The 24,618-nt window shown below is 69.4% G+C and carries 22 protein-coding genes and 1 tRNA gene; 5 read left to right on the forward strand and 18 right to left on the reverse strand.

What is annotated here, in order from left to right; genetic code table 11:
• Positions 1 to 69 precede the first annotated feature (69 nt).
• Positions 70 to 146, forward strand: a tRNA-Met gene (locus EDC34_RS09270).
• 215 nt (positions 147 to 361) lie between these two features.
• Here the strand turns inward: EDC34_RS09270 and nuoN are convergent.
• The 14 genes from nuoN to EDC34_RS09340 are packed head-to-tail and all read right to left on the reverse strand — an operon-like array spanning position 362 to position 15,144.
• Positions 362 to 1,825, reverse strand: a complete 1,464-nt coding sequence (gene nuoN, locus EDC34_RS09275) for an NADH-quinone oxidoreductase subunit NuoN (RefSeq protein WP_114960510.1) — start codon at positions 1,823 to 1,825, stop codon at positions 362 to 364.
• Positions 1,826 to 1,829: 4 nt separating this feature from the next.
• Positions 1,830 to 3,341 carry an NADH-quinone oxidoreductase subunit M gene (locus EDC34_RS09280; RefSeq protein WP_114960572.1) on the reverse strand — a complete coding sequence of 504 codons (1,512 nt, stop codon included), beginning with the start codon at positions 3,339 to 3,341 and terminating at the stop codon, positions 1,830 to 1,832.
• Between the two features lie 34 nt (positions 3,342 to 3,375).
• Complete coding sequence (gene nuoL / locus EDC34_RS09285; protein WP_114960509.1) at positions 3,376 to 5,445, reverse strand: NADH-quinone oxidoreductase subunit L; 2,070 nt, start codon at positions 5,443 to 5,445, stop codon at positions 3,376 to 3,378.
• Between the two features lie 4 nt (positions 5,446 to 5,449).
• A complete protein-coding gene (gene nuoK, locus EDC34_RS09290; RefSeq protein ID WP_240311107.1) occupies positions 5,450 to 5,752 on the reverse strand; it encodes an NADH-quinone oxidoreductase subunit NuoK in 303 nt (100 codons plus the stop codon).
• A gap of 20 nt (positions 5,753 to 5,772) precedes the next feature.
• Complete coding sequence (locus EDC34_RS09295) at positions 5,773 to 6,411, reverse strand: NADH-quinone oxidoreductase subunit J (protein ID WP_114960507.1); 639 nt, start codon at positions 6,409 to 6,411, stop codon at positions 5,773 to 5,775.
• Between the two features lie 11 nt (positions 6,412 to 6,422).
• Complete coding sequence (gene nuoI / locus EDC34_RS09300) at positions 6,423 to 6,914, reverse strand: NADH-quinone oxidoreductase subunit NuoI (protein ID WP_114960506.1); 492 nt, start codon at positions 6,912 to 6,914, stop codon at positions 6,423 to 6,425.
• Positions 6,911 to 7,981: an NADH-quinone oxidoreductase subunit NuoH gene (gene nuoH / locus EDC34_RS09305; protein ID WP_114960571.1), complete on the reverse strand. Its 1,071-nt coding sequence runs from the start codon at positions 7,979 to 7,981 to the stop codon at positions 6,911 to 6,913. Before nuoH ends, nuoI begins: the two co-directional genes overlap by 4 nt.
• A gap of 38 nt (positions 7,982 to 8,019) precedes the next feature.
• The gene (nuoG, locus tag EDC34_RS09310; RefSeq protein WP_114960505.1) at positions 8,020 to 10,254 is read right to left on the reverse strand and encodes an NADH-quinone oxidoreductase subunit NuoG; all 2,235 of its coding nucleotides are present in this window, start codon (positions 10,252 to 10,254) and stop codon (positions 8,020 to 8,022) included.
• Complete coding sequence (gene nuoF / locus EDC34_RS09315) at positions 10,251 to 11,618, reverse strand: NADH-quinone oxidoreductase subunit NuoF (RefSeq protein ID WP_114960504.1); 1,368 nt, start codon at positions 11,616 to 11,618, stop codon at positions 10,251 to 10,253. Before nuoF ends, nuoG begins: the two co-directional genes overlap by 4 nt.
• Entirely contained in the window at positions 11,618 to 12,145 is a 528-nt protein-coding gene (nuoE, locus tag EDC34_RS09320) for an NADH-quinone oxidoreductase subunit NuoE (protein ID WP_114960503.1), read from the reverse strand. Before nuoE ends, nuoF begins: the two co-directional genes overlap by 1 nt.
• Complete coding sequence (locus EDC34_RS09325; protein WP_114960502.1) at positions 12,142 to 13,452, reverse strand: NADH-quinone oxidoreductase subunit D; 1,311 nt, start codon at positions 13,450 to 13,452, stop codon at positions 12,142 to 12,144. Before EDC34_RS09325 ends, nuoE begins: the two co-directional genes overlap by 4 nt.
• Positions 13,449 to 14,204, reverse strand: coding sequence for an NADH-quinone oxidoreductase subunit C (locus tag EDC34_RS09330; protein WP_114960501.1), 756 nt, complete (start codon positions 14,202 to 14,204; stop codon positions 13,449 to 13,451). Before EDC34_RS09330 ends, EDC34_RS09325 begins: the two co-directional genes overlap by 4 nt.
• Complete coding sequence (locus tag EDC34_RS09335; RefSeq protein WP_114960500.1) at positions 14,201 to 14,791, reverse strand: NuoB/complex I 20 kDa subunit family protein; 591 nt, start codon at positions 14,789 to 14,791, stop codon at positions 14,201 to 14,203. The genes EDC34_RS09330 and EDC34_RS09335 overlap by 4 nt, the downstream gene beginning before the upstream one ends.
• On the reverse strand, positions 14,788 to 15,144 hold the full coding sequence (locus tag EDC34_RS09340; protein ID WP_114960499.1) for an NADH-quinone oxidoreductase subunit A: 357 nt from the start codon (positions 15,142 to 15,144) through the stop codon (positions 14,788 to 14,790). Before EDC34_RS09340 ends, EDC34_RS09335 begins: the two co-directional genes overlap by 4 nt.
• Positions 15,145 to 15,465: 321 nt before the next feature.
• Here EDC34_RS09340 and EDC34_RS09345 point away from each other — a divergent pair, with 321 nt between their 5' ends.
• Together EDC34_RS09345 and EDC34_RS09350 are read left to right on the forward strand one after the other, a co-directional pair.
• On the forward strand, positions 15,466 to 17,259 hold the full coding sequence (locus tag EDC34_RS09345; RefSeq protein WP_114960498.1) for a DEAD/DEAH box helicase: 1,794 nt from the start codon (positions 15,466 to 15,468) through the stop codon (positions 17,257 to 17,259).
• Positions 17,260 to 17,472: 213 nt separating this feature from the next.
• Positions 17,473 to 18,675, forward strand: a complete 1,203-nt coding sequence (locus EDC34_RS09350) for a BaiN/RdsA family NAD(P)/FAD-dependent oxidoreductase (protein WP_114960497.1) — start codon at positions 17,473 to 17,475, stop codon at positions 18,673 to 18,675.
• 9 nt (positions 18,676 to 18,684) lie between these two features.
• On the opposite strand, the gene EDC34_RS12245 is transcribed toward EDC34_RS09350, so the two are convergent.
• Together EDC34_RS12245 and EDC34_RS09355 are read right to left on the reverse strand one after the other, a co-directional pair.
• Positions 18,685 to 18,840: a hypothetical protein gene (locus EDC34_RS12245; RefSeq protein WP_162797703.1), complete on the reverse strand. Its 156-nt coding sequence runs from the start codon at positions 18,838 to 18,840 to the stop codon at positions 18,685 to 18,687.
• Entirely contained in the window at positions 18,837 to 19,589 is a 753-nt protein-coding gene (locus tag EDC34_RS09355; protein WP_114960496.1) for a sulfurtransferase, read from the reverse strand. Before EDC34_RS09355 ends, EDC34_RS12245 begins: the two co-directional genes overlap by 4 nt.
• A 78-nt stretch (positions 19,590 to 19,667) precedes the next feature.
• On the opposite strand from EDC34_RS09355, the gene EDC34_RS09360 reads away from it, so the two are divergent.
• On the forward strand, positions 19,668 to 20,924 hold the full coding sequence (locus EDC34_RS09360) for a TIGR03862 family flavoprotein (RefSeq protein WP_114960495.1): 1,257 nt from the start codon (positions 19,668 to 19,670) through the stop codon (positions 20,922 to 20,924).
• Positions 20,925 to 20,928: 4 nt separating this feature from the next.
• Here EDC34_RS09360 and EDC34_RS12475 read toward each other — a convergent pair whose 3' ends face one another.
• Positions 20,929 to 22,671, reverse strand: a complete 1,743-nt coding sequence (locus EDC34_RS12475; RefSeq protein WP_114960570.1) for a M1 family metallopeptidase — start codon at positions 22,669 to 22,671, stop codon at positions 20,929 to 20,931.
• A gap of 218 nt (positions 22,672 to 22,889) precedes the next feature.
• Between EDC34_RS12475 and EDC34_RS09370 the strand changes: the two genes are divergently transcribed.
• A complete protein-coding gene (locus EDC34_RS09370; RefSeq protein WP_114960494.1) occupies positions 22,890 to 24,218 on the forward strand; it encodes a hypothetical protein in 1,329 nt (442 codons plus the stop codon).
• 72 nt (positions 24,219 to 24,290) lie between these two features.
• Here the strand turns inward: EDC34_RS09370 and EDC34_RS09375 are convergent, their stop codons facing one another.
• Positions 24,291 to 24,557 (reverse strand): DksA/TraR family C4-type zinc finger protein, encoded by a 267-nt coding sequence (locus EDC34_RS09375; protein ID WP_114960493.1) that lies wholly within the window; start codon positions 24,555 to 24,557, stop codon positions 24,291 to 24,293.
• Positions 24,558 to 24,618 lie beyond the last annotated feature (61 nt).

Raw genomic sequence — 24,618 nt, forward strand, 5'->3', positions numbered from 1 at the left:
CATACCGCGATGCCATCGCAAATAAACCTTGCGCGATCCGGCATCGGTCATTACAATGCGCGACTCTGCTGCGGGGTGGAGCAGTCTGGCAGCTCGTCGGGCTCATAACCCGAAGGTCGCAGGTTCAAATCCTGCCCCCGCTACCACATTCAGCACGAACGAAACGGCGATCCGGGCAACCGCATCGCCGTTTTCGTTTGTGCTTTCGCGCCGTTCGCCGCATCGCCACCGGCGTCCCGGCGTCCGGCGTCTCAGCGCCCGCCTTCAGGCGAGCACGGCATCGTGATTTGCATCGCCGCAAAACGCACGGGGCGCACCGAAGTGCGCCCCGCGGTCGATCCAGGAAAGGCCTGACGCGCTGTCAGGCGAACGCGGCCTGGCACCAGGCCATCAGCGGGTTCCAGAACACGCCCAGCGCCAGCAGCACCAGCGCGTTGACGCCGAACACCACGCGTAGCAGGCGGTCGTCGCGCGGACGCATCGCCTCGCCCACCGGCTCGTCGAAGTACATGACCTTGATGACGCGCAGGTAGTAGAACGCGCCGATCACCGCGAACACCACGCCGGTGATCGCCAGCCACAGCATGCCGCCGTCCAACGCCGCGCGCAGCACCGCCAGCTTGGCCCAGAAGCCGAGGAACGGCGGGATGCCGGCCAGCGAGGCCATCACGCACAGCACCATGCCGGCGCTCCACGGATCACGCGCGTTCAGGCCCTTGAAGTCGTCGATGGCATCGGCCTCGAACCCGCGCCGCGACAGCAGCACGATCGCGCCGAACGCGGCGGTCGCCATCAGCGCGTAGCTGATCGCATAGAACATCGCCGCGGCATAGCCACCGGCGCCGCCGCCGGCCAGGCCGAGGAACAAAAAGCCGACGTGCGAAATGGTCGAATACGCCAGCATGCGCTTGAGGTTGGTCTGCATCAGCGCGATCACGTTGCCGACCAGCAGCGACAGCGCGGCCAGCACGGCCAGCATCGGCTGCCAGTGCGCGGCCAGCGGCGCGGCGCCGAAGCCCAGCAGGCGCACCACCATCGCGAACGCGGCCAGCTTGGGCGCGGAACCGATGAACAGGGTCACCGGGGTCGGCGCGCCGTGGTAGACGTCCGGCAGCCACATGTGGAACGGGGCCGCGCCGAACTTGAAGGCGATGCCCGCCAGCATGAACACCACGCCGGCCAGCAGCAGGGTCGGCTGCGCGACGGAGGGGGCCGCCTCGCGGATGGTGGCCAGGTCCAGGCTGCCGGTGGCGCCGTACACCAGCGACATGCCGTACAGCAGCAGGCCCGAGGCCAGCGCGCCCAGCACGAAATACTTCATCGCCGCTTCCGAGGCCAGGCGGCTGTCGCGGTCGATCGCAACTAGCGCGTACGAGCTCAGCGCCAGCAGCTCCAGTCCCAGGTACACCATCACCAGGCTGCCGGCCGAGATCAAGAGCAGCATGCCCAGCACGGCGAACAGCACCAGCACCGAGACCTCGCCCTTGTACAGGCCGCGCTCGCGCAGGTAAGGCCAGAAGAACAGCAGCGCGGCCGCGGAGATCACGCAGGTGACCACCTTGAGCACGTCGGCCAGGGTGTCACGCACGAACATCCCGCCGAGCACGCTGGCCTCATCGCCGGCCCCAACGCCGCCCAGCACCAGCGCCGCCACCACCAGCAGGGTGGCGATCGCGAGCACATGGGTGAGCACGCGCTGGCCGTCCTTCAGGAACAGGTCCAGCATCAGCAGGAAGAACGCGGCGCCCACCAGCACCAGTTCGGGAATCAGCGGCAGCAGTTCGGTGGCTGCCGGCATGGCGAGAGTGGCCTGCATCGTCGTCATGTCCTCAAAGCTTGGTCGCGGCGAGCTGGCCCGCCAGTTGCGCGATGGAGGGCTCCATCAGGTCGGTCAGCGGCTTGGGATCGATACCCAGCGCCAGGGTGAAGGCGGCGAACACGCCCAGCACGATCCACTCGCGCATGTTGATGTCCTTCAACTCGGCGACGTGCGCATTGCCCACGTCGCCCCAAATCACCCGCTTGGTCAGCCACAGCGAGTAGCCGGCGCCGATGATCAGGGTCAGCGCCGCGGCCAGGGCGATCAGCGGGCTGTGCTGGAACGCGGCCAGGATCACCACGAACTCGCCGACGAAGCCGCTGGTGCCCGGCAGGCCGGAATTGGCCATCGCGAACAGCACCCAGAACAGCGCGAACCACGGCATCACCTTGGCCACGCCGCCGTAGTCCTTGATCATGCGGGTGTGCATGCGGTCGTAGAGCACGCCGACGCAGGAGAACATCGCGCCGGAGATGAAGCCGTGCGAGACCATCTGCACCATCGCGCCCTGCAGGCCCAGGCGGGCCGCGTCGGCCGACTGCGCGTCGCGCACCAGCGAGAACGCGATGAAGGTGCCCAGGATCACGAAGCCCATGTGCGCGACCGACGAATAGGCGATCAGCTTCTTCATGTCGGCCTGCACCAGCGCCACCAGGCCGACGTACACGATCGCGACCAGGCTCAAGGCAATCATCAGCCAGGCGAACGCGTGGCCGGCGTCCGGCACGATCGGCAGGGTGAAGCGCAAAAAGCCGTAGCCGCCGATCTTCAGCATGATCGCCGCCAGCACCACCGAACCGCCGGTCGGCGCCTCCACGTGGGCGTCCGGCAGCCAGGTGTGGACCGGGAACATCGGCACCTTGATCGCGAACGCGCCGAAGAAGGCGAAGAACAACCAGGTCTGCTCGCGCATGGTCAGCGGCAGCGCGGCCATGTCCGCGATCTGCCAGCTGCCGCCCTTCAGGTACAGGTAGATCAGCCCGATGAGCATGAACACCGAGCCGAGGAAGGTGTACAGGAAGAACTTCAGCGAGGCGTAGATGCGGCGCGGGCCGCCCCACACGCCGATCACGATGAACATCGGGATCAGCATGGCCTCGAAGAACACGTAGAACAGCATCGAGTCCAGCGCGCTGAACACGCCCACCATCGCGCCTTCCAGCAGCATCAGGCAGGCGAAGTACTGCGCCACCCGCTTCTCTACCGAGCCCCACGCACCCACCAGCACCAGCACGCCGACCAGGGTGGTCAGGCCGATCAGCGGCACCGACAGGCCGTCCGCGCCGAGGTGGTACTGGATGTCGTAGGCCGGGATCCACGGCCGCTGCTCGACGAACTGCATCGCCGCGCTGCCGTAGTCGAAGCCGGTGAAGAGCGGGATGCTGAGCACGAACGTCAGCACCGCGAAGCCGAGCGCGATCCAGCGCGCCAGTTGCGGTCGCTGGTTGCCGGCCAGCAGGGTCAACACGCCGCCGAGGATCGGCAGCCAGATCAGGAGGCTGAGCAGGGGCCAGTGGGTCACGCTTGCGGTATCCATCTCGTCGTCGTTTCCGGCCTTACTGCCAGTAGTAGCGGGCCATCGCCAGCAGGGCGACCAGTCCCAGGATCATGGCGAAGGCATAGTGGTAGAGGTAGCCGGTCTGCACCCGGCGGATCATCGCGGCCAGCGTGCCCACCAGGCGCGCGCTGCCGTTCACGATGCCGTCGATCAGGCCGGCGTCGATCTCGCTGGACGCCTTGCCGAGCTTGAGGCTGCCGCCGGCCAGGCCGCCGATCCACAGGTCGTCCATGTAGAACTTGCGCTCCAGCACGCGGATCGGCAGCGCCAGCGCGCGGGTGATGCCGGTGCGCAACTGCGGCTTGACCAGGTACAGCAGGGTGGCCAGCAGAAAGCCGACCAGCGCCAGCCAGAACGCCGGGGCCAGGAACCCGTGCAGCGCGAACGCCACCGGGCCGTGGAACTCCTCGGCCAGCTTGGCCATCACGTCGTTCTGCTCCAGCACCTGGATCGCGCCGGCGAAATACGGCACCTGCTTCACGTGGCCCAGCACGTCGGTGCCGAACAGCATCGGCCCCGCGGTGAAGAAGCCCACCAGCAGCGCCGGGATCGCCAGCAGCGCCAGCGGCAACGTCACCACCCACGGGCTCTCGTGCGGTTCCACCGGGCCGTGGTGGTGGTCCGGCTCGCTGTGGGTCTCGTGGTCGTGCGCGCCATGCGAGGCGTGCGCGTGGCGGAAGCGCTCCTCGCCGAAGAAGGTCAGGTACAGCAGGCGGAAGCTGTAGAAGCTGGTGACGAACGCGCCCAGCAGCACCGCCCAGTTGGCGTACTGTGCGATCCAGCCGGCGTGGGTCTGCGCATGCTCGGCGGCCGCCTCGATGATGGTGTCCTTCGAGTAGAAGCCGCTGAAGAACGGCGTGCCGACCAGCGCCAGGGTGCCGATCCACATGGTCAGGTGGGTGATCGGCATGTACTTGCGCAGGCCGCCCATCTTGGTCATGTCCTGCTCGTGGTGCATGCCGATGATGACCGAGCCGGCGCCGAGGAACAGCAGCGCCTTGAAGAAGGCGTGGGTCATGAGGTGGTACACCGCGGCCGAGTAGGCGGATACGCCCAGCGCCACCGTCATGTAGCCCAGCTGCGACAGGGTGGAATAGGCCACGACGCGCTTGATGTCGTTCTGCACCATGCCGATCAGGCCGGTCCAGAACGCGGTGGTGGCGCCGATGAACAGGATGAAATTGAGCGCGGTCTCCGACAGCTCGAACAGCGGCGACATGCGCGCCACCATGAAGATGCCGGCGGTCACCATGGTCGCGGCGTGGATCAGCGCCGAGATCGGGGTCGGGCCTTCCATCGAGTCCGGCAGCCACACGTGCAGCGGCACCTGCGCCGACTTGCCCATGGCGCCGATGAACAGGCAGATGCAGATCACGGTGGCGACCGACCACGCGTGGCCCGGCAGGATCTCGACGCTGGCGCCGCGGATCGCGTCGGCATTGGCGAAGGCGGTGCCGTAGTCCAGGGTGCCCAGCCACAAGAGCACGCCGGCGATGCCCAGCAGGAAGCCGAAATCGCCCACGCGGTTGACCAGGAACGCCTTGAGGTTGGCGAACACCGCGGTCGGGCGCTTGAACCAGAAGCCGATCAGCAGGTAGGACACCAGGCCCACCGCCTCCCAGCCGAAGAACAGCTGCATGAAGTTGTTGCTCATCACCAGCATCAGCATGCTGAAGGTGAACAGCGAGATATAGCTGAAGAAGCGCTGGTAGCCGTCGTCCTCGGCCATGTAGCCGATGGTGTAGATGTGGACAAGCAGCGACACGAAGGTCACCACCACCATCATCATCGCGGTCAGTTTGTCCACCAGGAAGCCGACGTTCACCGAGATGTCGCCCACCTGCATCCAGGTGTACAGGTTCTCGTTGAACACCGGCGCGCCGTGCAGCAGCTGCCACAGCACGTGCACCGACAGCGCGCAGCTCACCGCCACGCCGAGGATGGTCACGGTGTGCGCCCCCGCGCGGCCGATCTGGCGGCCGAACAGGCCGGCGAGGATGCTGCCCAGCAGCGGCAGCAGCACCACCAGCACGAGCTGGGTCTTGGAAATGAGGAGTGCCGAATCCATCAGGTCAGCCCTTCAAGCTATCGATGTCCGCCACATCGATCGTGCGGCGGTTGCGGAACAGGGTCACCAGGATCGCCAGGCCGATCGCGGCCTCGGCGGCGGCGACGGTGAGGATGAAGAACACGAACACCTGGCCGGCGGCGTCGCCCAGCGAGCGCGAGAACGCCACGAAGTTGATGTTCACCGAGAGCAGCATCAGCTCCAGCGACACCAGCAGCATGATCACGTTCTTGCGGTTGAGGAACAGGCCGGCGACGCTGATGCAGAACAGCACCGCGCCCAGCGCGAGGTAATGCCCCAGGGTCAGGGCGGACACCAGGTTTTCCATCACGCGCCCTCCCCGGCCTGGCCATCGACCACCGGCGTCTCCGCCGCCATCTTCACCATGCGCACGCGCTCGGCGGCGCGCACCCGCACCTGCTCCGAAGGATTCTGATGGCGTGTTCCCTCGCGCCGGCGCAAGGTCAGCATCACCGCCGCCACCACCGCCACGGTCAGGATCACCGCCGCCACTTCGAACGGCAGCATGAAGTCGGTGAACAGGGCATGCGCCAGCCAGTTGGTGTTGGGAATACCGGAAGCGACCGCGGCGTTGTCGGCCAGCGGCGCCTGCGCGGCGCTGCGCACGCCGATCAGCGCCAGCATCTCCAGCAGCATCGCCACCGCCACCAGCAGCCCGATCGGCAGGTAGCGCACGTAGCCCTGGCGGATCGGCGCCTTGTCCATGTCCAGCATCATCACCACGAACAGGAACAGCACCATCACCGCGCCCACGTACACCAGCACCAGCGCGATGCCGAGGAACTCGACGCCGCCCACGATCCAGGTGCAGGCCACCGAAAAGAACGTCAGCACCAGCCACAGCACGGCATGCACCGGGTTGCGGGCGGCGATCGTGGCCAGCGCGGCGATCGCGGCGACCGCCGCGAAGCCGAGGAAGGCAATGGTCTGGAAATCGAAATCCATGGGGTCCTGCCTCAACGGTAGGGGGCGTCGGCGGCACGGCGCTCGGCGATCTCCGCCTCCAGGCGGTCGCCGATGGCCAGCAGCTTGGGCTTGGTCAGGATGTTCTGGCCGCGCTGGTCGAAGTGGTACTCGTGCACGTGGGTCTCCACGATCGAGTCGGTCGGGCACGACTCCTCGCAGAACCCGCAGAAGATGCACTTGAACAGGTCGATCTCGTAGCGGGTGGTACGGCGGCTGCCGTCGTCCGCGCGCGGGCCGGCCTCGATGGTGATCGCCAGCGCCGGGCACACCGCCTCGCACAGCTTGCAGGCGATGCAGCGCTCCTCGCCGTTCGGGTAGCGGCGCAGGGCGTGCACGCCGCGGAAGCGCGGCGACTGCGGGGTCTTCTCCATCGGGTACATCAGCGTGTACTTCGGACGGAACAGGTACTTCAGGGTCAGCCACAGGCCGCCGAGCAGCTCCAGCAACAGCAGGCTCTTGAAATAGGACACCACCTTGCTCATGCCGCCGCCCCCATCGCATTGCCACCGATCACGCCGAAATACACCAGCATCGCGGTCACGAAGATCCAGACGATGGTGATCGGGATGAACACCTTCCAGCCCAGCCGCATGATCTGGTCGTAGCGATAGCGCGGGAACGCGGCGCGGAACCAGATGAAGCAGGTGGCGAAGAAGAACACCTTGGCCAGCAGCCACCACCAGCCGTCCGCCGACAGCAGCGGGATGCCCCAGCCGTGGAACGGGCTGAGCCAGCCGCCGAGGAAGAAGATCGAGGTCAGGAAGCTGACCAGCAGCATGTTGGCGTATTCGGCCAGGAAGAACAGCGCGAACTGCGAGCCGGAGTACTCGACCATGTGGCCGGCCACGATCTCGGATTCGCCTTCCACCACGTCGAACGGCGCGCGGTTGGTCTCGGCCACGCCGGACACGAAGTACACGACGAACAGCGGCAGCAGCGGGATGAAGAACCAGCTCAGGAAGCCGCGGCCGGCCTGGGCCATCACGATCTCGGACAGGTTCAGGCTGCCGGCGGCGATCAGCACGCCGACCAGCGCGAAGCCCATCGCGATCTCGTAGCTGATCATCTGCGCCGAGGCGCGCATGGCGCCGAGGAAGGCGTACTTCGAGTTCGAGGCCCAGCCGGCGAGGATCACGCCGTAGATGCCCAGCGAGGTCATCGCCAGCAGGTACAGCAGACCGGCGTTGACGTTGGCCAGCACCACCTGGGCGTCGAACGGCACCACCGCCCATGCCGCGAACGCCGGCACCAGCGCCAGCAGCGGCGCCAGGCGGTACAGCACCGGGTGCGCCACGCTCGGCTGCACCACTTCCTTGAACAGCAGCTTGAACACGTCGGCGAACGCCTGCAGCACGCCCCAGCCGACGTACATCGGCCCGTGGCGCACGTGCATCCAGCCGATGACCTTGCGTTCCCAGACCACGTAGAAGGCCACGGTGACGATCACCGGCACGGTGATCGCCAGCACCTTCAGCACGATCCAGGCCAGCAGGCCGAGGGTGCCGAACGACAGCAGGGCCGCGTGCAGCGGCTCGATGGCGTATTGCATCAGCGGATTGTTGGACAGCAGGGTGTGGGTCATGGTGCTCATGCGCGCGCCACCTCCAGGGTGGTGGCGGCCAGCAGCGGCGCGGTGGCGCCGTGGCCGGACTCCAGCCACACGCAGCCCGGGGCCACGCGCGCATCCAGCAGCACCTGCAGGGTGGCGGTGCCGGCGGCGGTGGAGAACTTCGCCATCGCGCCCTGCGCGAGGCCGGCCGCGGCGGCATCCGCCGGGTTCAGGCTGGCGTGCGGGCCGGCGTTGAGCGGATGCGCCTGCAGCGCATGGCTGCGGCGGACCACTGCATCCACCCGGTAGATCGCCTGCGAGGCGGCCACCTGCAGGCCGTTGCCGGCGGCCGGCGCGGCGCTGCCCGCGGCCACCTGCACGGCCACCGGGGCCATCCCGGCGCGCAGGCCGTCGAGGTCGGTGAACTCGAAGCCCGGCAGCGCCAGCGCGCCGCCGAGGGCGCGCAGCACGCGCCAGCCGGGGCGGGCCTGGCCGGGCAGCTTCGCGGCGGCCACCGCCTGCTGGTCGCGGCCATCGAGGTTGGTCAGGGTGGCGTCGATTTCCGGCAGCGCGCCGATCGGCAGGATCACGTCGGCCACCGCGCGGGTCGAGGTGCAGGCGAACTGGCTGAACGCCACCACCCGCGCGCCGCCCAGCGCCTTCAGCGCGGCCTGCTGGTCGGCGAAGTCCAGGCCCGGCTCGATCCCGTACAGCACGTAGGCCTTGCGCGGCTGGCGCAGCATCGCCTGCGCGTCCAGCCCGGCCGGCAGCACGCCGTGGCGGGCCAGACCGAGGGCATTGGCGCCCTGCGGGATGCGGCACAGCTTCGCATTCTTCGCCGCGGCGAACGCGGCGGCCGCCTTGCGGATCGCGGCGGCGTGCGGGCCGTTCTCGGCCACGCCACCCACGATCACCGCCACATTGCCGGCATCGCCCAGGTCCACGCCATCAAGGGCCGCTGCCAGCTGCGCCGGCGGCACGATGTGCTTGGACGCGACCGCGAAGGTGAAGTCGAAGTCCACCGGATTGACCACGTGGACCCGCGCGCCGCGCTTGGCCGCCTTGCGCACGCGCTGGTGCAGCAGCGGCACTTCGTGGCGCAGGTTGGAGCCGACGATGACGATGGCATCGGCCTGTTCGATCTCGGCCACCGGCATCGCGAAGGCCTGCGCCTGCGCGCCATCGGACAGGTCGAGCTGGCCGATGCGGTGGTCGAGGTGGCGGCTGCCGAGGCCATCGGCCAGGCGCGCCAGCAGCGCGCCCTCCTCGTTCGAGGTCGCCGGGTGCACCAGCACGCCGAGGTCGTCGCCGGCGGACTCGCGCAGGATCCGCGCGGCCGCGTCCAGCGCCTCGTCCCACGAGGCCTCGCGGAAACCGTCGCCGTCGCGCAGCAGCGGCACCGCGGCGCGATCGTCGGCCAGCAGGCCCTCGTGCGCGTAGCGGTCGCGGTCGGACAGCCAGCACTCGTTCACCGCCTCGTTGTCGCGCGGCACGCTGCGCAGCAGCTCGCCGCGGCGGACGTGGTGGAACAGGTTGCTGCCGAGCGCGTCGTGGTAGCCAAGCGAAGGCCGCGCGATGAGCTCCCACGGACGCGCCTTGAAGCGGTACACCTTGTTGGTGAGCGCACCGACCGGGCATACGTCGATCACGTTGCCCGACAGCTCGGTCATCAGCGGCTGCCCGTCATAGGTGCCGATCTGCAAATTCTCGCCGCGCTGCATGCCGCCGAGCTCATAGGTACCGGCGATCTCCGCGGTGAAACGCACGCAGCGGGTGCACTGGATGCAGCGGGTCATCTCGGTGGCGACCAGCGGGCCGAGGTCCTCGTCCGGCACCACCCGCTTGCGCTCGACGAAGCGGCCGACCGAGCGGCCATAGCCCAGCGACAGGTCCTGCAGCTCGCACTCGCCGCCCTGGTCGCAGATCGGGCAGTCCAGCGGATGGTTGATCAGCAGGAACTCCATCACGTTGCGCTGGGCCTTGAGCGCCTTCTCGTTGCGGGTGAACACCTTCATCCCGTCCATCACCGGGGTGGCGCAGGCCGGCGAGGGCTTGGGCGCGGCGCGCCCGCCGATTTCGGTATCCACCAGGCACATGCGGCAGTTGGCCGCGATCGGCAGCTTCTCGTGGTAGCAGAAGCGCGGGATCGGGATGCCCGCCTTGTCGGCGGCATGGATGATCATCGAGCCCTTGGGCGCGGCCATCTCGACGCCGTCGATGAAGACGGTGACGTGGTCGGGCGGCAGGTTCGGATTGACGGGTTGTGCGCTCACGCCACCACCTTCTCAGCCGTGGCCAGCGTGCCGGCAAGCGCATCGTCGACGTAGAAGCGCTTGTGCACGATGGCGTATTCGAATTCGTGCCAGAAATGGCGCAGGAAGCCCTGCACCGGCCACGCCGCGGCCTCGCCGAAGGCGCAGATGGTGTGGCCTTCGATCTGCCCGGCGGCGGCGCGCAGCATGGCGAGGTCGTCCATCGTCGCCTCGAAATTGGCGATCCGGGTCAGCATGCGGTACATCCATCCGGTGCCTTCGCGGCACGGGGTGCACTGGCCGCAGCTCTCGGCCTTGTAGAAGCGCGCGATGCGCTGGCAGGCGCGCACCATGCAGGTGGTGTCGTCCATCACCACGACCGCGCCCGAGCCGAGGCCGGAACCGGCCTTCTGGATGCTGTCGTAGTCCATGGTCAGGCCCAGCATCACCTCGCCGGGCAGCACCGGCATCGACGAGCCGCCCGGGATCACCGCCTTCAGCGTGCGCCCCGGGCGCATGCCGCCGGCCATCTCCAGCAGCTCCGCGAACGGGGTACCGAGGCGAATCTCGAAGTTGCCGGGGTTGGCCACGTGGCCGGACACCGAGAAGATCTTGCAGCCGCCGTTGTTCGGCTTGCCCAGGCCCATGAACCAATCCGGGCCGTTGCGGATGATCGCCGGCACCGAAGCATAGGTCTCGGTGTTGTTGATGGTGGTCGGCTTGCCGTACAGGCCGAAGTTGGCCGGGAACGGCGGCTTGTAGCGCGGCTGCCCCTTCTTGCCTTCCAGCGACTCCATCAGCGCGGTTTCCTCGCCGCAGATGTAGGCGCCCGCGCCAAGCGCATTGTAGATGTCGATGTCGATGCCGCTGCCGAGGATGTCCTTGCCCAGCCAGCCGTGCTTGTAGGCCTCGGCCAGCGCCTCCTCGATGTGCTCGAACGGCTCGTGGTGGAACTCGCCGCGCATGTAGTTGTAGGCCACGGTGCTGCCGGTGGCATAGCAGGCGATCGCCATGCCCTCGATCACCGCGTGCGGGTTGTAGCGCAGGATGTCGCGGTCCTTGCAGGTGCCCGGCTCGGACTCGTCCGAGTTGCACAGGATGTACTTCTGGCCCGGCCCCTTGGGCATGAAGCTCCACTTCAGACCGGTCGGGAAGCCCGCGCCGCCGCGGCCACGCAGGCCGGAGGCCTTGACCATCTCGATGACATCGGCCGGCGGGATCTTTTCGGTCAGCACCTTGCGCAGCGCCTGGTAGCCGCCGGTCTTGAGGTAGTTCTCGTACGACCACGGCTTGTCGAAGTGCAGCGTGGTGTACACCGCCTGGTGCTCCTTCGGCGCGGGGCCGACGGGACCATAGCCTTCCGAATAGTGCGAATGTCCGCCCATCACTTCAGCCCGTCCAGCAGCTCATCCACCTTCCCGGGGGTGAGCTTCTCGTGGTAATGCCCGTTGATCACGACCACCGGGGCGCCGCAGCAGGCGGCCACGCACTCTTCCTCGCGCTTGAGGTAGACGCGGCCGTCGGCGGTGGACTCGCCCAGCTTGCAGCCCAGCTTCTTTTCCGCGTGCGCAACGAGATCCTCGGCGCCGTTGAGCCAGCAGCTGATGTTGGTGCAGAAGGCCACGTTGTTGCGGCCGACCTTCTTCGTCTCGAACATCGAGTAGAAGGTCGCCACCTCGTAGGCCCACACCGGCGGCAGGTCCAGGTATTTAGCCACCGCCGCCATCAGCTCATCGGTCAGCCAGCCGCCGTTCTGCTCCTGCGCGGCGAACAGCCCCTGCAGCAGCGCCGAACGCTTGCGGTCCGGCGGGAACTTGGCCAGCCAGTGGTCGATATGCGCGCGGGTCGCATCCGACAGCACTGCCATCGGATCGACGTGACGGCAGGCTTCGAAATTGCCGGTTGCTTTCATCGGTCGATCTCACCAAAGACGATGTCGTAGGTGCCGATCATGGCCACCACGTCGGCCAGCATGTGGCCCTTAACGATTTCATCCATCGAGGACAGGTGGGCGAAACCCGGCGCGCGCAGGTGCACGCGGAACGGCTTGTTGGCGCCGTCGCTGACCAGGTAGCAGCCGAACTCGCCCTTCGGTGCCTCCACCGCGGCGTAGGTCTCGCCGGCGGGCACGCAATAGCCTTCGGTGAACAGCTTGAAGTGGTGGATCAGCGCTTCCATGCTCTGCTTCATGTCCGCGCGCGAGGGCGGGGCCACCTTGTAGTTGTCCAGCATCACCGGGCCCGGGTTGGCCTTCAGCCACTTCACGCACTGGGCGATGATGCGGTTGGACTCGCGCATCTCCGCGATGCGCACCAGGTAGCGGTCGTAGCAGTCGCCGTTCACGCCCACCGGGATGTCGAAATCGACCTCGGCGTACTTGGCGTAGGGCTGCTTCTTGCGCAGGTCCCATTCGATCCCGGAACCGCGCAGCATCGGGCCGCTCATGCCCCAGGCCTTGGCCTGCTCGGGGGTGACCACGCCGATCCCGACGGTGCGCTGCTTCCAGATGCGGTTGTCGGTCAGCAGGGTCTCGTACTCGTCGATCCGCTTCGGGAAGTCCTGGGTGAAATGCTCCAGGTAATCCAGCAGCGAGCCTTCGCGCCACGCGTTGAAGCGCTTGAGCTTGTCGCCCTTGCGCCACGGCGATTCCTTGTACTTCGGCATCTGCTCGGGCAGGTCGCGGTACACGCCGCCGGGACGGTAGTAGGCCGCATGCATGCGCGCGCCGGACACCGCCTCGTAGCAGTCCATCAGCTCCTCGCGCTCGCGGAAGGCGTACAGGAACACCGCCATCGCGCCGAGGTCGAGCGCATTCGAGCCCACCCACATCAGATGGTTCAGGATGCGGGTGATCTCGTCGAACATGGTGCGGATCCACTGCGCCCGCTCCGGCGCCTCGATCCCCAGCAGCGTCTCGATCGCGCGCACGTAGGCGTGCTCGTTGCACATCATCGAGACGTAGTCGAGCCGGTCCATGTAGCCGATCGACTGGTTGAACGGCTTGCTCTCGGCCAGCTTCTCGGTGGCGCGGTGGAGCAGGCCGATGTGCGGGTCGGCGCGACGCACCACCTCGCCGTCCATCTCCAGGATGAGGCGCAGCACGCCGTGCGCCGCCGGGTGCTGCGGGCCGAAGTTCAGGGTGTAGTTGCGGATCTCCTGCTGCGCCTCCGCCGGGCTGCTGGCGAAGGTGTCGCTGCCGGGGTTCTGATGCAGGTTCATCGACGCGCCTCCCGGGCCAGGATGCGGCTCGAGCGCTCGCCCTCGGCGGTGACCAGGCCGGCGTCGTCGCGGATCACGCGGGCCACGCCCACGCGCGGCTCCACGCTGGTGACGGGTTCATACACCACGCGCTGCTTCTCCTCGTCGTAGCGCACTTCCACGTTGCCGATCAGCGGGAAGTCCTTGCGGAACGGATGCCCCACGAAGCCGTAGTCGGTGAGGATCCGGCGCAGGTCCGGATGCCCCTCGAAGATGATCCCGAACAGGTCGAACGCCTCGCGCTCGAACCAGTTGGCGCCCGGCCAAACCGAGGTCACCGAGGCCACCACCGGCAGCCCGTCGTCGGCGGTGAAGCAGCGCACGCGCAGGCGCTGGTTGCGCGCGATCGACAGCAGGTGCAGGACCACGGCGAAGCGGCGCGGGCCGGCCGCGTCCGGGGCTTCGGCCTGCGGCTGCGCGGTCTGGTGCGAGGGGCGCTCGCCCCAGGCGAAGCGGCCGGGGCCCTGCCCTTCCACGCCGCGGCTGAAGCCCTCGGAGGACACGTCGGTGTCCCATTCGTCGCTGCCGTAGCCGAGGTAATCGACCCCGCACAGGTCGATGAAGGTGTCGAAACCGAACGCATCGCGCAGCGCGGTGCAGGTGCCCAGCCAGTCGGCGGCCGGCACTTCCAGCGTCACCTCGCCGCGCGGCTGCGCGACCTGCACGGCGGCCTCGCCGAAGCGGGCGGCCAGTTCCTGGGCCAGGGCGGTCATGCGCGCGCGCCCTCCGGCTTGGGCGTCCGCGAGAACGGGTTCTGTTCCATGCGGCGGATCTTCTTCTGCAGTTGCAGGATGCCGTACACCAGCGCCTCGGCGGTCGGCGGGCAACCAGGGACGTACACGTCCACCGGCACCACGCGGTCGCAGCCGCGCACGACGGAATACGAGTAGTGGTAGTAGCCGCCACCGTTGGCGCAGCTGCCCATCGAGATCACCCACTTCGGGTCGGGCATCTGGTCATAGACCTTGCGCAGCGCCGGGGCCATCTTGTTGACCAGGGTGCCGGCCACGATCATCACGTCGGACTGGCGCGGCGACGGGCGGAACACCACGCCGTAGCGGTCGAGGTCCAGGCGCGCCGCGCCGGCGTGCATCATCTCCACCGCGCAGCAGGCCAGGCCGAAGGTCATCGGCCACATCGAACCGGTGCGCGCCCAGTTCCACAGCGCGTCCATGCTGGTGGTGACGAAGCCGTTCTGCAGCAGCGGGTTGTCGCCATCCGGCCGCAGGATGTCGTCCAGACGCCCTTCCGGCAGCGGGTTGCTGGCGGCTTCCAGTACTGATTGGACGATATTGCTCATTCCCACTCCAGCGCGCCGCGCTTCCACACGTACACGAAGCCGATCACCAGCAGCGTGAGGAACACGCCCATCTCGATCAGGCCGAACACCCCCAGCTCGCGGAACACCACGGCCCAGGGGAAGACGAAGGCGATTTCCAGGTCGAACACGATGAACAGGATCGCGACCAGGTAGTAGCGCACGTCGAACGGCATGCGCGCGTTCTCGAAGGCGCCGAAGCCGCACTCGTAGGGCGACAGCTTCTCGTCGGAGGGGCGCTTGGGTCCGAGCACGTTGCCGACGAGGATCAGGACGATGCCGATCCCGGTGGCGACGATCAAAAACAGCAGGGTGGGCAGGTATTCGGCCAGCACGCTCGCCTCTTCTGGTTGTTCGTGGGCTTGCCGGCCGCATCGGCCGTTCTTCGCTAACAGCCGCGCATTCTAACCGGCCACGCGCGGCCGCGACCAGACCTGGCGTGCCCGATCCGGGGATTTGCGTGCGCAACGCACGCTTCGCGCGCGCTTGCCGAGAACCGTTCTCAACATGTCGATCGAAATACCCGGATCGAATCCCCGAGCGCGACCGCTTCCTGTATCGCCCCCCACCCTCGGCAACGCGCGCCGCGCCCGCCGCGGCTGCGCGGCGTACACTGTGCGATCCATTTGCTCCCGGCGATCCCGCCCAGAGGCACCATGAGCGGCGATACCGCACCCGTCCTGTTCTCCGACCTCGGCCTACCCGAGCCCTTGCTGGCCGCGCTGCGCGAAGTCGGCTACGAAACCCCCTCGCCGATCCAGGCCGCCACCATCCCACCGCTGCTGGCGGGGCGCGATGTGCTGGGCCAGGCCCAGACCGGCACCGGCAAGACCGCCGCCTTCGCCCTGCCCGCGCTGGCGCGGCTGGACCCGGCCCCGGGCAAGCCGCAGGTGCTGGTGCTCACCCCCACCCGCGAACTGGCGATCCAGGTGGCCGAGGCCTTCCAGAAGTACGCCCACCACGTGCCCGGGTTCCAGATCCTGCCGATCTACGGCGGCCAGGGCTACGGCCCGCAGCTGCACGCGCTGCGCCGCGGCGTGCACGTGGTGGTGGGCACCCCCGGACGGGTGATCGACCACCTGGAGCGCGGCACGCTGGACCTGTCCGAGCTGCGCATGCTGGTGCTGGACGAAGCCGACGAAATGCTGCGCATGGGCTTCATCGACGACGTCGAGGCGGTGCTGAAGAAGACCCCGGAGACCCGCCAGGTGGCGCTGTTCTCCGCGACCATGCCGGCGCCGATCAAGCGCATCGCCCAGACCTACCTGCGCGAGCCGGTGGAGATCGCGATCAAGGCGCAGACCACCACCGCGGCCAGCATCCGCCAGCGCTACTGGATGGTGAGCGGCACCAACAAGCTGGACGCGCTGACCCGGATCATGGAGGCCGAGCCGTTCGAGGCCATGATCATCTTCGCGCGCACCAAGCTGGGCACCGAGGAGCTGGCCGAAAAGTTGTCCGCGCGCGGCTTCGCGGCGGCGGCGATCAACGGCGACGTGGAGCAGAAGACCCGCGAGCGCACCATCCAGCGCCTGAAGGACGGTGACATCGACGTGCTGGTGGCCACCGACGTGGCCGCGCGCGGGCTGGACGTGGAGCGCATCAGCCACGTGCTGAACTACGACATCCCCTACGACACCGAGAGCTACGTGCACCGGATCGGCCGCACCGGCCGCGCCGGCCGCAGCGGCGAGGCGATCCTGTTCGTGGCCCCGCGCGAGCGCGGCATGCTGGGCGCGATCGAGCGCGCCACCCGGCAGAAGATCGAGCCGATGGCCCTGCCCAGCGTGGACGCGGTGAACGAGCGCCGGGTCGCCAAGTTCCTCGACCGCATCGATACCGCGCTGGCCGGCGACGACCTGTCGGTGTTCCGCGAACTGGTGGAGCGCTACGAGCGCGAGAAGAACGTGCCGGCGGTGGAGATCGCGGCCGGGCTGGCCAAGCTGGTGCAGGGCAAGACGCCGCTGCTGCTGCCCAAGCCGGCCGTGCCGGAAAAGACCTTCATCGCGCGCGAGGAGCGCCCGCCGCGGCCCGAGCGCCCGGCCCGCGAGCCGCGCGAGCGCGGCCCGCGCACGCCGCTGCCGGCCGACGTCGGAATGCAGACCTACCGCATCGAGGTGGGCTACCAGCACGGCGCCCAGCCCGGCCACATCGTCGGCGCCATCGCCAACGAGGCCGACCTGGAGAGCCGCTACATCGGCCGCATCGACATCCGCGACGACTACACCCTGGTGGACCTGCCGGAAGGCATGCCCGCCGCGCTGATGCAGCACATGCAGACGGTGCGCGTGGCCAGCCGCCCGCTGCGGATGCGCCCGGCCACCGACGCCGACATCGATGCCCCCAAGCGCAAGCGCGCCTTCGGTCCGCCGCGCGGCGCCCGCCCGGGCCCGGGCGGCCCCGGCGACCCGCGCAAGCCCGGCGGCTTCAGGCCGCGCGGCCCGCGCTGATCGGCACGACGCCGCCACTGGCGCGTCCCTGACACAGGCGATACGCCGCCTTGTCCATTGCTGCACGATGCCGATGCCATCATTCCCGCGCCGGCGGGAATCGCTCTGCCCGGTACGAACCCGTGCTGCCGTGCGCGGCTGGGCGCATCAGGATGTCCTTGCGCCAACCTGCGGCGACAATGACGCCCCCGCCCCTGCCGTGACCCTGCGCGGATGACCGCCCCGCCCTCCACGTCCTGCGATGCCCTCGTCATCGGCGCCGGTGCCGCCGGCCTGATGTGCGCACTGACGGCCGGCCAGCGCGGCCTGCGCGTGCGGGTGCTCGACCATGCCAACAAGGTCGGCAAGAAGATCCTGATGTCCGGCGGCGGGCGCTGCAATTTCACCAACACCGGCACCACGCCCGCGAACTACCTCTCGGCCAACCCGCACTTCTGCAAGTCGGCGCTGGCGCGCTACACGCCCTGGCATTTCATCGAGCTGGTGGAGCGGCACGGCATCGCCTACCACGAGAAGGAACTCGGCCAGCTGTTCTGCGACGAGTCCTCCAAGCAGATCGTCGCCATGCTGCTGGCCGAATGCGCGGCCGCCGGGGTGGAGATCCGCACCCACTGCGCGATCGAGCGGGTGGAGCACACCGACGCCGGGCGCTTCCGCCTGCACACCGCGCAGGGCCGCTTCGAGGCGCCGTCGCTGGTGGTCGCCAGCGGCGGGCTGTCGATCCCCAGCATGGGCGCCAGCGGCTTCGGCTATACGCTGGCCCGGCAGTTCGGCCACGCCGTGCTGCCCACCCGCGCCGGGCTGGTGCCGCTGACGCTGAGCGGCAAGCATGCCGAGCGCCTGCACGACCTGGCCGGGGTGGCACTGCCGGTGGAGGCGCGCTGCAACGGCATGGCCTTCCGCAGCTTCCTGCTGGTGACCCATCGCGGCATCAGCGGTCCGGCGATCCTGCAGATCTCCAACTACTGGCAGCCCGGCGACGACCTGCGGCTGGACCTGCTGCCCGGGCAGGACGCGGAGGCGCTGCTGCGTGAGTGGCAGCACGCACGGCGCGACGCCGAACTGAAGACGCTGCTGGCCGAGGTGCTGCCCAAGCGCTTCGCGCAGCGCCTGTGCGAGCACTGGATCGCCAGCAAGCCGCTGCGCCAGTACACCCCGCGAGAGTTGGAGGGCATCGCCGCGCTGCTGCGCGACTGGCCGCTGGTGGCCAGCGGCACCGAGGGCTACCGCACCGCCGAGGTGACCCTGGGCGGGGTGGACACCGACGGCCTGTCGTCCAGCACGATGATGTCCCGCCACGTGCCGGGCCTGCATTTCATCGGCGAGGTGGTGGATGTCACCGGCTGGCTGGGCGGCTACAACTTCCAGTGGGCCTGGGCCAGCGGCCACGCCGCCGGCCACGCGCTGGGCGGCTGAACCGGCGCGTCAGAACGGCTGCAGCGGCAGGCCCAGGTAGGGATGCACCAGCCACCACACCGCGAACACCGCCAGCGCCCACAGCAGCAGCTTGAACAGTACGCCGGCGACCTTCAGCGCCAGCCACACGCCCAGCACCAGCAGGACCACCCCGACCCAGGTCATGCGGCCTCCGCGGCGTCGGCCAGCGGGCGCAGCTGTGGATCCAGCGCGATGCGGTCGTCGAACACGAAGCAGCGGCCGCTGTAGCCGGCCCCGCCGACGCGCTCGAAATAGCCGAGGATGCCGTCGTCCAGCTGCAGCACGTTGTCCATCCCGTCCGCGCGCATCCACAGCGCCGCCTTCTCGCAGCGGATGCCTCCGGTGCATACGCTGACCACGGTGGCGTCGCGCAACGCCTCGCGGTGCGGGGCCAGCGCCGCCGGCAGGTCGGTGAAGCGGTCGATCGGCAGGGTCAGCGCGCCGGTGAAGGTTCCGTGCGCGACCTCCTCGCGGTTGCGGGTATCCAGCACCACCAGGCGGCGCCCGGCGTCGTCGTGGCCCTGCGCGATCCAGCGCGCCAGCGTCGGCGCATCCACCGCCGGCGCGCGCATGCCGGCCGCCAGCGGCGAAGCCGCCTCGCGCCGGAAGGTGATGACCTCCGCCTTGCGCTTCACCTTCAGCCGCGCGAACGGCTGCACCCGGCTCCAGCTTTCCTTGGCATGCAGGGCGGCAAAGCGCGGGTCGGCGCGCAGCCATGCCAGGAACCCGCGCAGCGGCGCCTCCGTGCCGGCGAGGAATAGGTTCAGGCCTTCCGGCGTGACCAGCATGGTGCCGCGCAGCGCGGCGGCCTCGGCGCGCTCGCGCAGGCGTGCGGCCAGCGCATCGGCATCGTCGATGGCCACGAACAGGTAGGCGGCGATGTTGAGGATCATGCGGGGTGGCCCGGTGCGCACGGCGGCAAAGCACGCATTCTAGTCGCCCGCGGGCCGCGGGCACGGCATCCTGTGCGGATGCGAACGTTCGATGGTTCCCCCCGGCTGGCCGTGATCGGCGGTGGCCCCACCGGCCTGATGGCGGCCGAAACCGCGCGCGCGGCCGGCGTCGAGGTGCACCTGTTCGAGGCCAAGGGCTCGGTGGGGCGCAAGTTCCTGATCGCCGGCAAGGGCGGCCTCAACCTCACCCATTCCGAGCCGCGGCCGGGTTTCGACGCCCGCTACCGCGAGCGCGCGGCGGAAATCGCGCGCTGGCTGGACGGCTTCGACGCCGCGGCCCTGCGCGCCTGGGCCGCCGGGCTGGGGGTCGAGACCTACGCCGGCAGTTCGGGCCGGGTGTTCCCGCGCGACCACAAGGCGGCGCCGCTGCTGCGCGCCTGGGTGCATCGCCTGCGCGAGGCCGGCGTGCAGTTCCATGTGCGCCACCCGTGGCAGGGCTGGGCGGCGGACGGCGCGCTGTGCTTCGCCACGCCCGAGGGCGAACGCCATGTGCAGGCGCAGGCGGTCGTGCTCGCCCTCGGCGGCGGCAGCTGGCCGCAGCTGGGCTCGGACGGCGGCTGGATCGACACCCTGCACGCGCGCGGCGTCGCCATCGCGCCGCTGCGTCCGGCCAACTGCGGCTTCGACATCGGCTGGAGCCCGCACCTGGCCACCCGCTTTGCCGGTGCGCCGCTGAAGCCGGTGGTTGCCCACTGGCACGATGCCGCCGGCCGCGCGCAGGCGCTGCAGGGCGAGTGCGTGCTCACCGAAACCGGGATCGAGGGCAGCCTGGTGTATGCGATCGGTGCCGACCTGCGCGACGCCATCGCCCGCGACGGCAGCACGCTGCTGCACCTGGACCTGGTGCCCGGCCGCGACGAAGCGCGCCTGGCGTCCGACCTGGGCAAACCGCGCAAGGGCCGCAGCCTGGGCGAACACCTGCGCCGCCAGGCCGGTCTGGACGCCGCCAAGTGCGCGCTGCTGTTCGAAGTGCTGGGCCCGCCGTCGGCGCAGGACGGGCCGCCGGACATGGCCCGGATCGCGGCCTGCCTGAAACGGCTGCCGCTGCGCCTGCACGCCCCGCGCCCGCTGGCCGAGGCGATCTCCAGCGCCGGCGGGGTGCGGCTGGAGGACCTCGACGGGCAATTGATGCTGCGCCGGCTGCCGGGCGTGTTCTGCGCCGGCGAGATGCTGGACTGGGAAGCCCCGACCGGCGGCTACCTGCTCACCGCCTGCCTCGCCAGCGGGCACCTGGCCGGCGCGGGCGCGGCGCGCTGGCTGCAGGCGCGTACCTGAGCCTTCAGCGCTTTCCCGTGGCCGCGTTGCTTGCCGCCGCCTTGGCCGCTTCCGCCGCGGCGCGCGCGCGCTCGGCCTGGTCCTGCTGGAACTCGGCCATGTACGGCAGGTCGCGCAGCACCTTCGAATGCGGGTCCAGGGTGTAGCTCTCGTCCGCCGCGATCGCCACCGCGCCCTGCCCGCCGGTCATCGGCACCTCCACCACGCGGCGGCCGATGCGCACCTGCACCGGCATCGGGAACGTCCGCCCGCCCTCCACCTGCCAGCGCAGGCGCAGCATGCCGCCGTCGCGCTCGACCAGCAGCGCCGGCAGCTGCACGGTGCGCAGATAGGCGTCGAAGAACCAGCGGTAGTCGCGCCCGGTGACGCGGTTGACGATCGCCACGAAATCATCGGTCGAGGCCTGGCGCGGCCGGAACTGCCCGGGCCGGGGAGCGTCGCTGCCGTACACCAGTTCGCGGATGCTGCGGAAGAAGGCGTCGTCGCCGATCAGCCCGCGCAGGGTGTGCAGCATCAGCGCACCCTTGTAGTACACGTCGTTGCCCGGGCCGCGGCTGGCATCCGACACGTCCTTCTCCAGCATCGGATGGCCGGCCACCACCGGGTGCTTCAGCATCAGCACCGAACGCATCTTCATCAGCGCGGCGTAGTACTCCATGTCGCCGCGCAGCCACTGCAGGTACAGCGGCTGCATGTAGGTGGCGAACCCCTCGTGCAGCCAGAAGTCGTCCCAGTCGGTATTGGTCAGCTGGTTGCCGAACCACTCGTGCGCGAACTCGTGCTGCAAGAGCCAGTCGTAGCCGGTCTCGGCCTTGCGGTAGTCGTTGCCGTAGGCATTGATGGTCTGGTGCTCCATGCCCAGGTGCGGGGTTTCCACCACCCCCATCTTCTCGTCGCCGAACGGGTACGGGCCGATCATCTCCTCGAAGAAATCGAGCATCGGCGCGAACTGCGAAAACAGCCCCTCGGCCTGCGCGCGACGGCCCTTGAGGTACCAGAAGCGCAGCGGGATGGTGTTGCCGTAGCGGGATTTGTACTCGGCCTGCAGCAGCTCGTACGGGCCGATGTTGAGCGCGATCGCGTAGGTGGCCGGCTGGCGCGCGCTCCAGTGGTAGGTGCGCCAGCCGTCCTTCTCGTCCATCCCGGTCTGCACGCCGTTGCTGGCCGCCACCAGCGGCGCCGGCACCGTGATGTGCTGCACCACCCGCTCGGGCTTGGCCAGCGGGTGGTCGATGCATGGCCACAACAGGTCGCAGCCTTCACCCTGCACCGCGGTGGCCACCCACGGCTCGCCGGTGGGTGCGGTGGCCCAGACGATGCCGCCGTCCCACGGCGCCTTCTTCGCCTCGTGCGGGTGCCCGGCATAGCGGATGTGCAGCACCGGCCGCGCCCCGGCCGGCAGTGGTGACTCCAGCGCGATGCGCATGCGCCCCTCAGGATTGCTCCAGCGCACCGGGCGGCCGTCCACCTCCACCGCGGACACCGTGTAATTGCGGTCCAGATCCACCACCAGCGCCTGCAGCGGGCGCGCCAGGCGCAGGGTGAGGTGCGCGTCCGCGTCCAGCCACTTGCGCGCGGGATCGACCTTGAACGCGAGGTCCGCCAGTTCGATCGTCGTCGCCAGCTGCTCCGGCGTGCGCGGCAGGCCGGTGGCGGCGGTGGTGGCGGTCAGCGGCGGCTGCTCGGCGTGCAGGGCGACGGCGGGGACGCACAGGGCGACGGCAAGCAGGCAGCGGCGGACGGGCATGGCGAAGGGCATCGGAGGGACTTCCACCACCTTGGCATGATCTCCGATACGGCGTCACTGTCGTTGGTCATGCGCCGCGGCTGAAGCCCGGCTTCACGCATTCTGAACGCGCACTGGCGGCCCTTTGCGGGGCGCGGAAATCTCAGCCACGATTCATCCCGAAAACCGCCTACTGCCGGCAAGGGCGCGAATGGGTCGCGCCCGGGGAGACACCCGCCATGAACTGCATTCCTGCTTTCCGTCCGCTGGCCCTGGCCGTGCTGGGCTCCGCGCTGGCACTGGGCGCATTGATGCCGGCCGCCGCCCAGGACAGCGGCGATCGCCAAGAAGGACGCTGGCAGCGCCAGGCCGAACGCGCACGCCCCAGCCCGCCGCCCGCGCCGGAAAACCGGCCGCCGGCCCCGGCCCCGGCCATGCGTGGGAACGACTTCCCGCGTCCAGCGCAGGTCGAGCCGCCGGCGGCACGCATCGAGCGCCCGCCGTTCAACCCCGGCCAGGCGGCCCCCGAGATGCGGCTGCCGCGCGGCCAGGACGCACAGCGCCAGGAGAACTGGGGCGAGCTGGCCCGCCAGCAGATGCAGCGCCAGCAGCAGGATGCCCAGCGCGAGCAGCAGCGCCAGCGCTTCGACGAGCAGCGCGTGGCGGACCAGCAGCGCATCGAGATGCAGCGCGAGCAGCAACGCCAGCATTTCGAGGACCAGCGCGTCGCCGACCAGCAGCGGCTGGACATGCAGCGCGAGCAGCAACGCCAGCGCTTCGAGGACCAGCGCATGGCCGACCCGCAGCAGCGCAACGACGGCAACCGCCCGGCGGAAGCCCCGCGCAGCCCGCAGGACTGGGCGATCCAGCAGGGCCTGGAGCGCGAGGCGCAGGCGCGCCGCAACGAGCAGGGCCCGCCCGGGCGTCCCGGCTGGCCCGGCAACCGCGGCGATGACCGCCCCGGCCGCATCCCGGATGCCGAGCGCCAGCGCCGGATCGAGGAGCAGCGCCGACAACAGGCGCAGTGGCAGCGCGACGAGGCGCGCCGCCGTGCCGACTACGACCGCCAGCGTGAGCGCCTGGAGCGCGAGCGCCGCAATGCCCAGTACCGCTACCAGCAGGATTACTGGCGGCGCTGGATGGCGGCGCAGGCGCGCTGGAATGCGTACCGCTTCGACTACTACAACGACCCGTTCTTCTACACGCCCTACAGCTACCGCTACGGCTTCGACGGCCGCTGGTACAGCACCAACAGCTACGGCGCGGAAGTCCTGCGCCAGGCAGTGCGCGACGGCTACCGCGAAGGCTGGTACGCCGGCCAGGCCGACCGCTACGACCACTGGCGGTTCGACTACCGCGGCAACTACGCGTGGATCGATGGCAGCTACGGCTACCCCGGCTACTACGTCAGCTTCGATGCCTACCGCTACTACTTCCGCCAGGGATTCGAGCGTGGCTACCGCGACGGCTACTACGGCCGCTACGAATACGGCCGCTACGAAAACGGCAGCGCCGTCATCCTGCCGGCGGTGCTGGGGATGATCCTGGCCTTCAGCATCATCCACTGAGGCGCGCCCTTTCGCCTCCTCAACGCCCGGCCCGGTGCCGGGCGTTGTCTTTTCGGGGCACGGCCAGGCCGTTCAGCGCAATTGGCTGTCCTTGCTGCCGCGGCGGTTGTAGCCGGCGAACGCGGCCTCCTCGGCATCGCGCGCCTGCTGGCAGGCCACGCACAGGCGCACGCCGGGGATGGCCTTGCGCCGCGCCTCGGGGATCACCGCCTCGCATTCCTCGCAGTGCGTCAACCCCGGCCCGCTGGGGAGCCGGCTGCGCGCCCGCGCGATGCCGTCCTTCACGGTCGCATCGATCTGCTCCTGGACCGCTCCGTCGCCTGCCCAACCGGTGGCCATGCCCCACCTCCCGCCGCCTGCCATTGCAATCCCGCCGCGACGATACACCCGGCGCCACTCG

Source organism: Thermomonas haemolytica, from assembly GCF_004346265.1.
GTDB lineage: Bacteria > Pseudomonadota > Gammaproteobacteria > Xanthomonadales > Xanthomonadaceae > Thermomonas > Thermomonas haemolytica.

Coding starts and splice junctions, on each gene's coding strand:
- EDC34_RS09325 (WP_114960502.1), bottom strand. CDS start 13,452: ATGAACCTGCATCAGAACCCCGGCAGCGACACCTTCGCCAGCAGCCCG.
- EDC34_RS12475 (WP_114960570.1), bottom strand. CDS start 22,671: ATGCCCGTCCGCCGCTGCCTGCTTGCCGTCGCCCTGTGCGTCCCCGCC.
- EDC34_RS12245 (WP_162797703.1), bottom strand. CDS start 18,840: ATGACCTGGGTCGGGGTGGTCCTGCTGGTGCTGGGCGTGTGGCTGGCG.
- EDC34_RS09350 (WP_114960497.1), top strand. CDS start 17,473: ATGACCGCCCCGCCCTCCACGTCCTGCGATGCCCTCGTCATCGGCGCC.
- EDC34_RS09295 (WP_114960507.1), bottom strand. CDS start 6,411: ATGGATTTCGATTTCCAGACCATTGCCTTCCTCGGCTTCGCGGCGGTC.
- EDC34_RS09330 (WP_114960501.1), bottom strand. CDS start 14,204: ATGACCGCCCTGGCCCAGGAACTGGCCGCCCGCTTCGGCGAGGCCGCC.
- nuoH (WP_114960571.1), bottom strand. CDS start 7,981: ATGCAATACGCCATCGAGCCGCTGCACGCGGCCCTGCTGTCGTTCGGC.
- nuoE (WP_114960503.1), bottom strand. CDS start 12,145: ATGAAAGCAACCGGCAATTTCGAAGCCTGCCGTCACGTCGATCCGATG.
- nuoI (WP_114960506.1), bottom strand. CDS start 6,914: ATGAGCAAGGTGGTGTCCTATTTCAAGAGCCTGCTGTTGCTGGAGCTG.
- EDC34_RS09345 (WP_114960498.1), top strand. CDS start 15,466: ATGAGCGGCGATACCGCACCCGTCCTGTTCTCCGACCTCGGCCTACCC.
- nuoL (WP_114960509.1), bottom strand. CDS start 5,445: ATGGATTCGGCACTCCTCATTTCCAAGACCCAGCTCGTGCTGGTGGTG.
- EDC34_RS09360 (WP_114960495.1), top strand. CDS start 19,668: ATGCGAACGTTCGATGGTTCCCCCCGGCTGGCCGTGATCGGCGGTGGC.
- EDC34_RS09370 (WP_114960494.1), top strand. CDS start 22,890: ATGAACTGCATTCCTGCTTTCCGTCCGCTGGCCCTGGCCGTGCTGGGC.
- nuoN (WP_114960510.1), bottom strand. CDS start 1,825: ATGACGACGATGCAGGCCACTCTCGCCATGCCGGCAGCCACCGAACTG.
- EDC34_RS09375 (WP_114960493.1), bottom strand. CDS start 24,557: ATGGCCACCGGTTGGGCAGGCGACGGAGCGGTCCAGGAGCAGATCGAT.
- EDC34_RS09355 (WP_114960496.1), bottom strand. CDS start 19,589: ATGATCCTCAACATCGCCGCCTACCTGTTCGTGGCCATCGACGATGCC.
- nuoF (WP_114960504.1), bottom strand. CDS start 11,618: ATGGGCGGACATTCGCACTATTCGGAAGGCTATGGTCCCGTCGGCCCC.
- EDC34_RS09335 (WP_114960500.1), bottom strand. CDS start 14,791: ATGAGCAATATCGTCCAATCAGTACTGGAAGCCGCCAGCAACCCGCTG.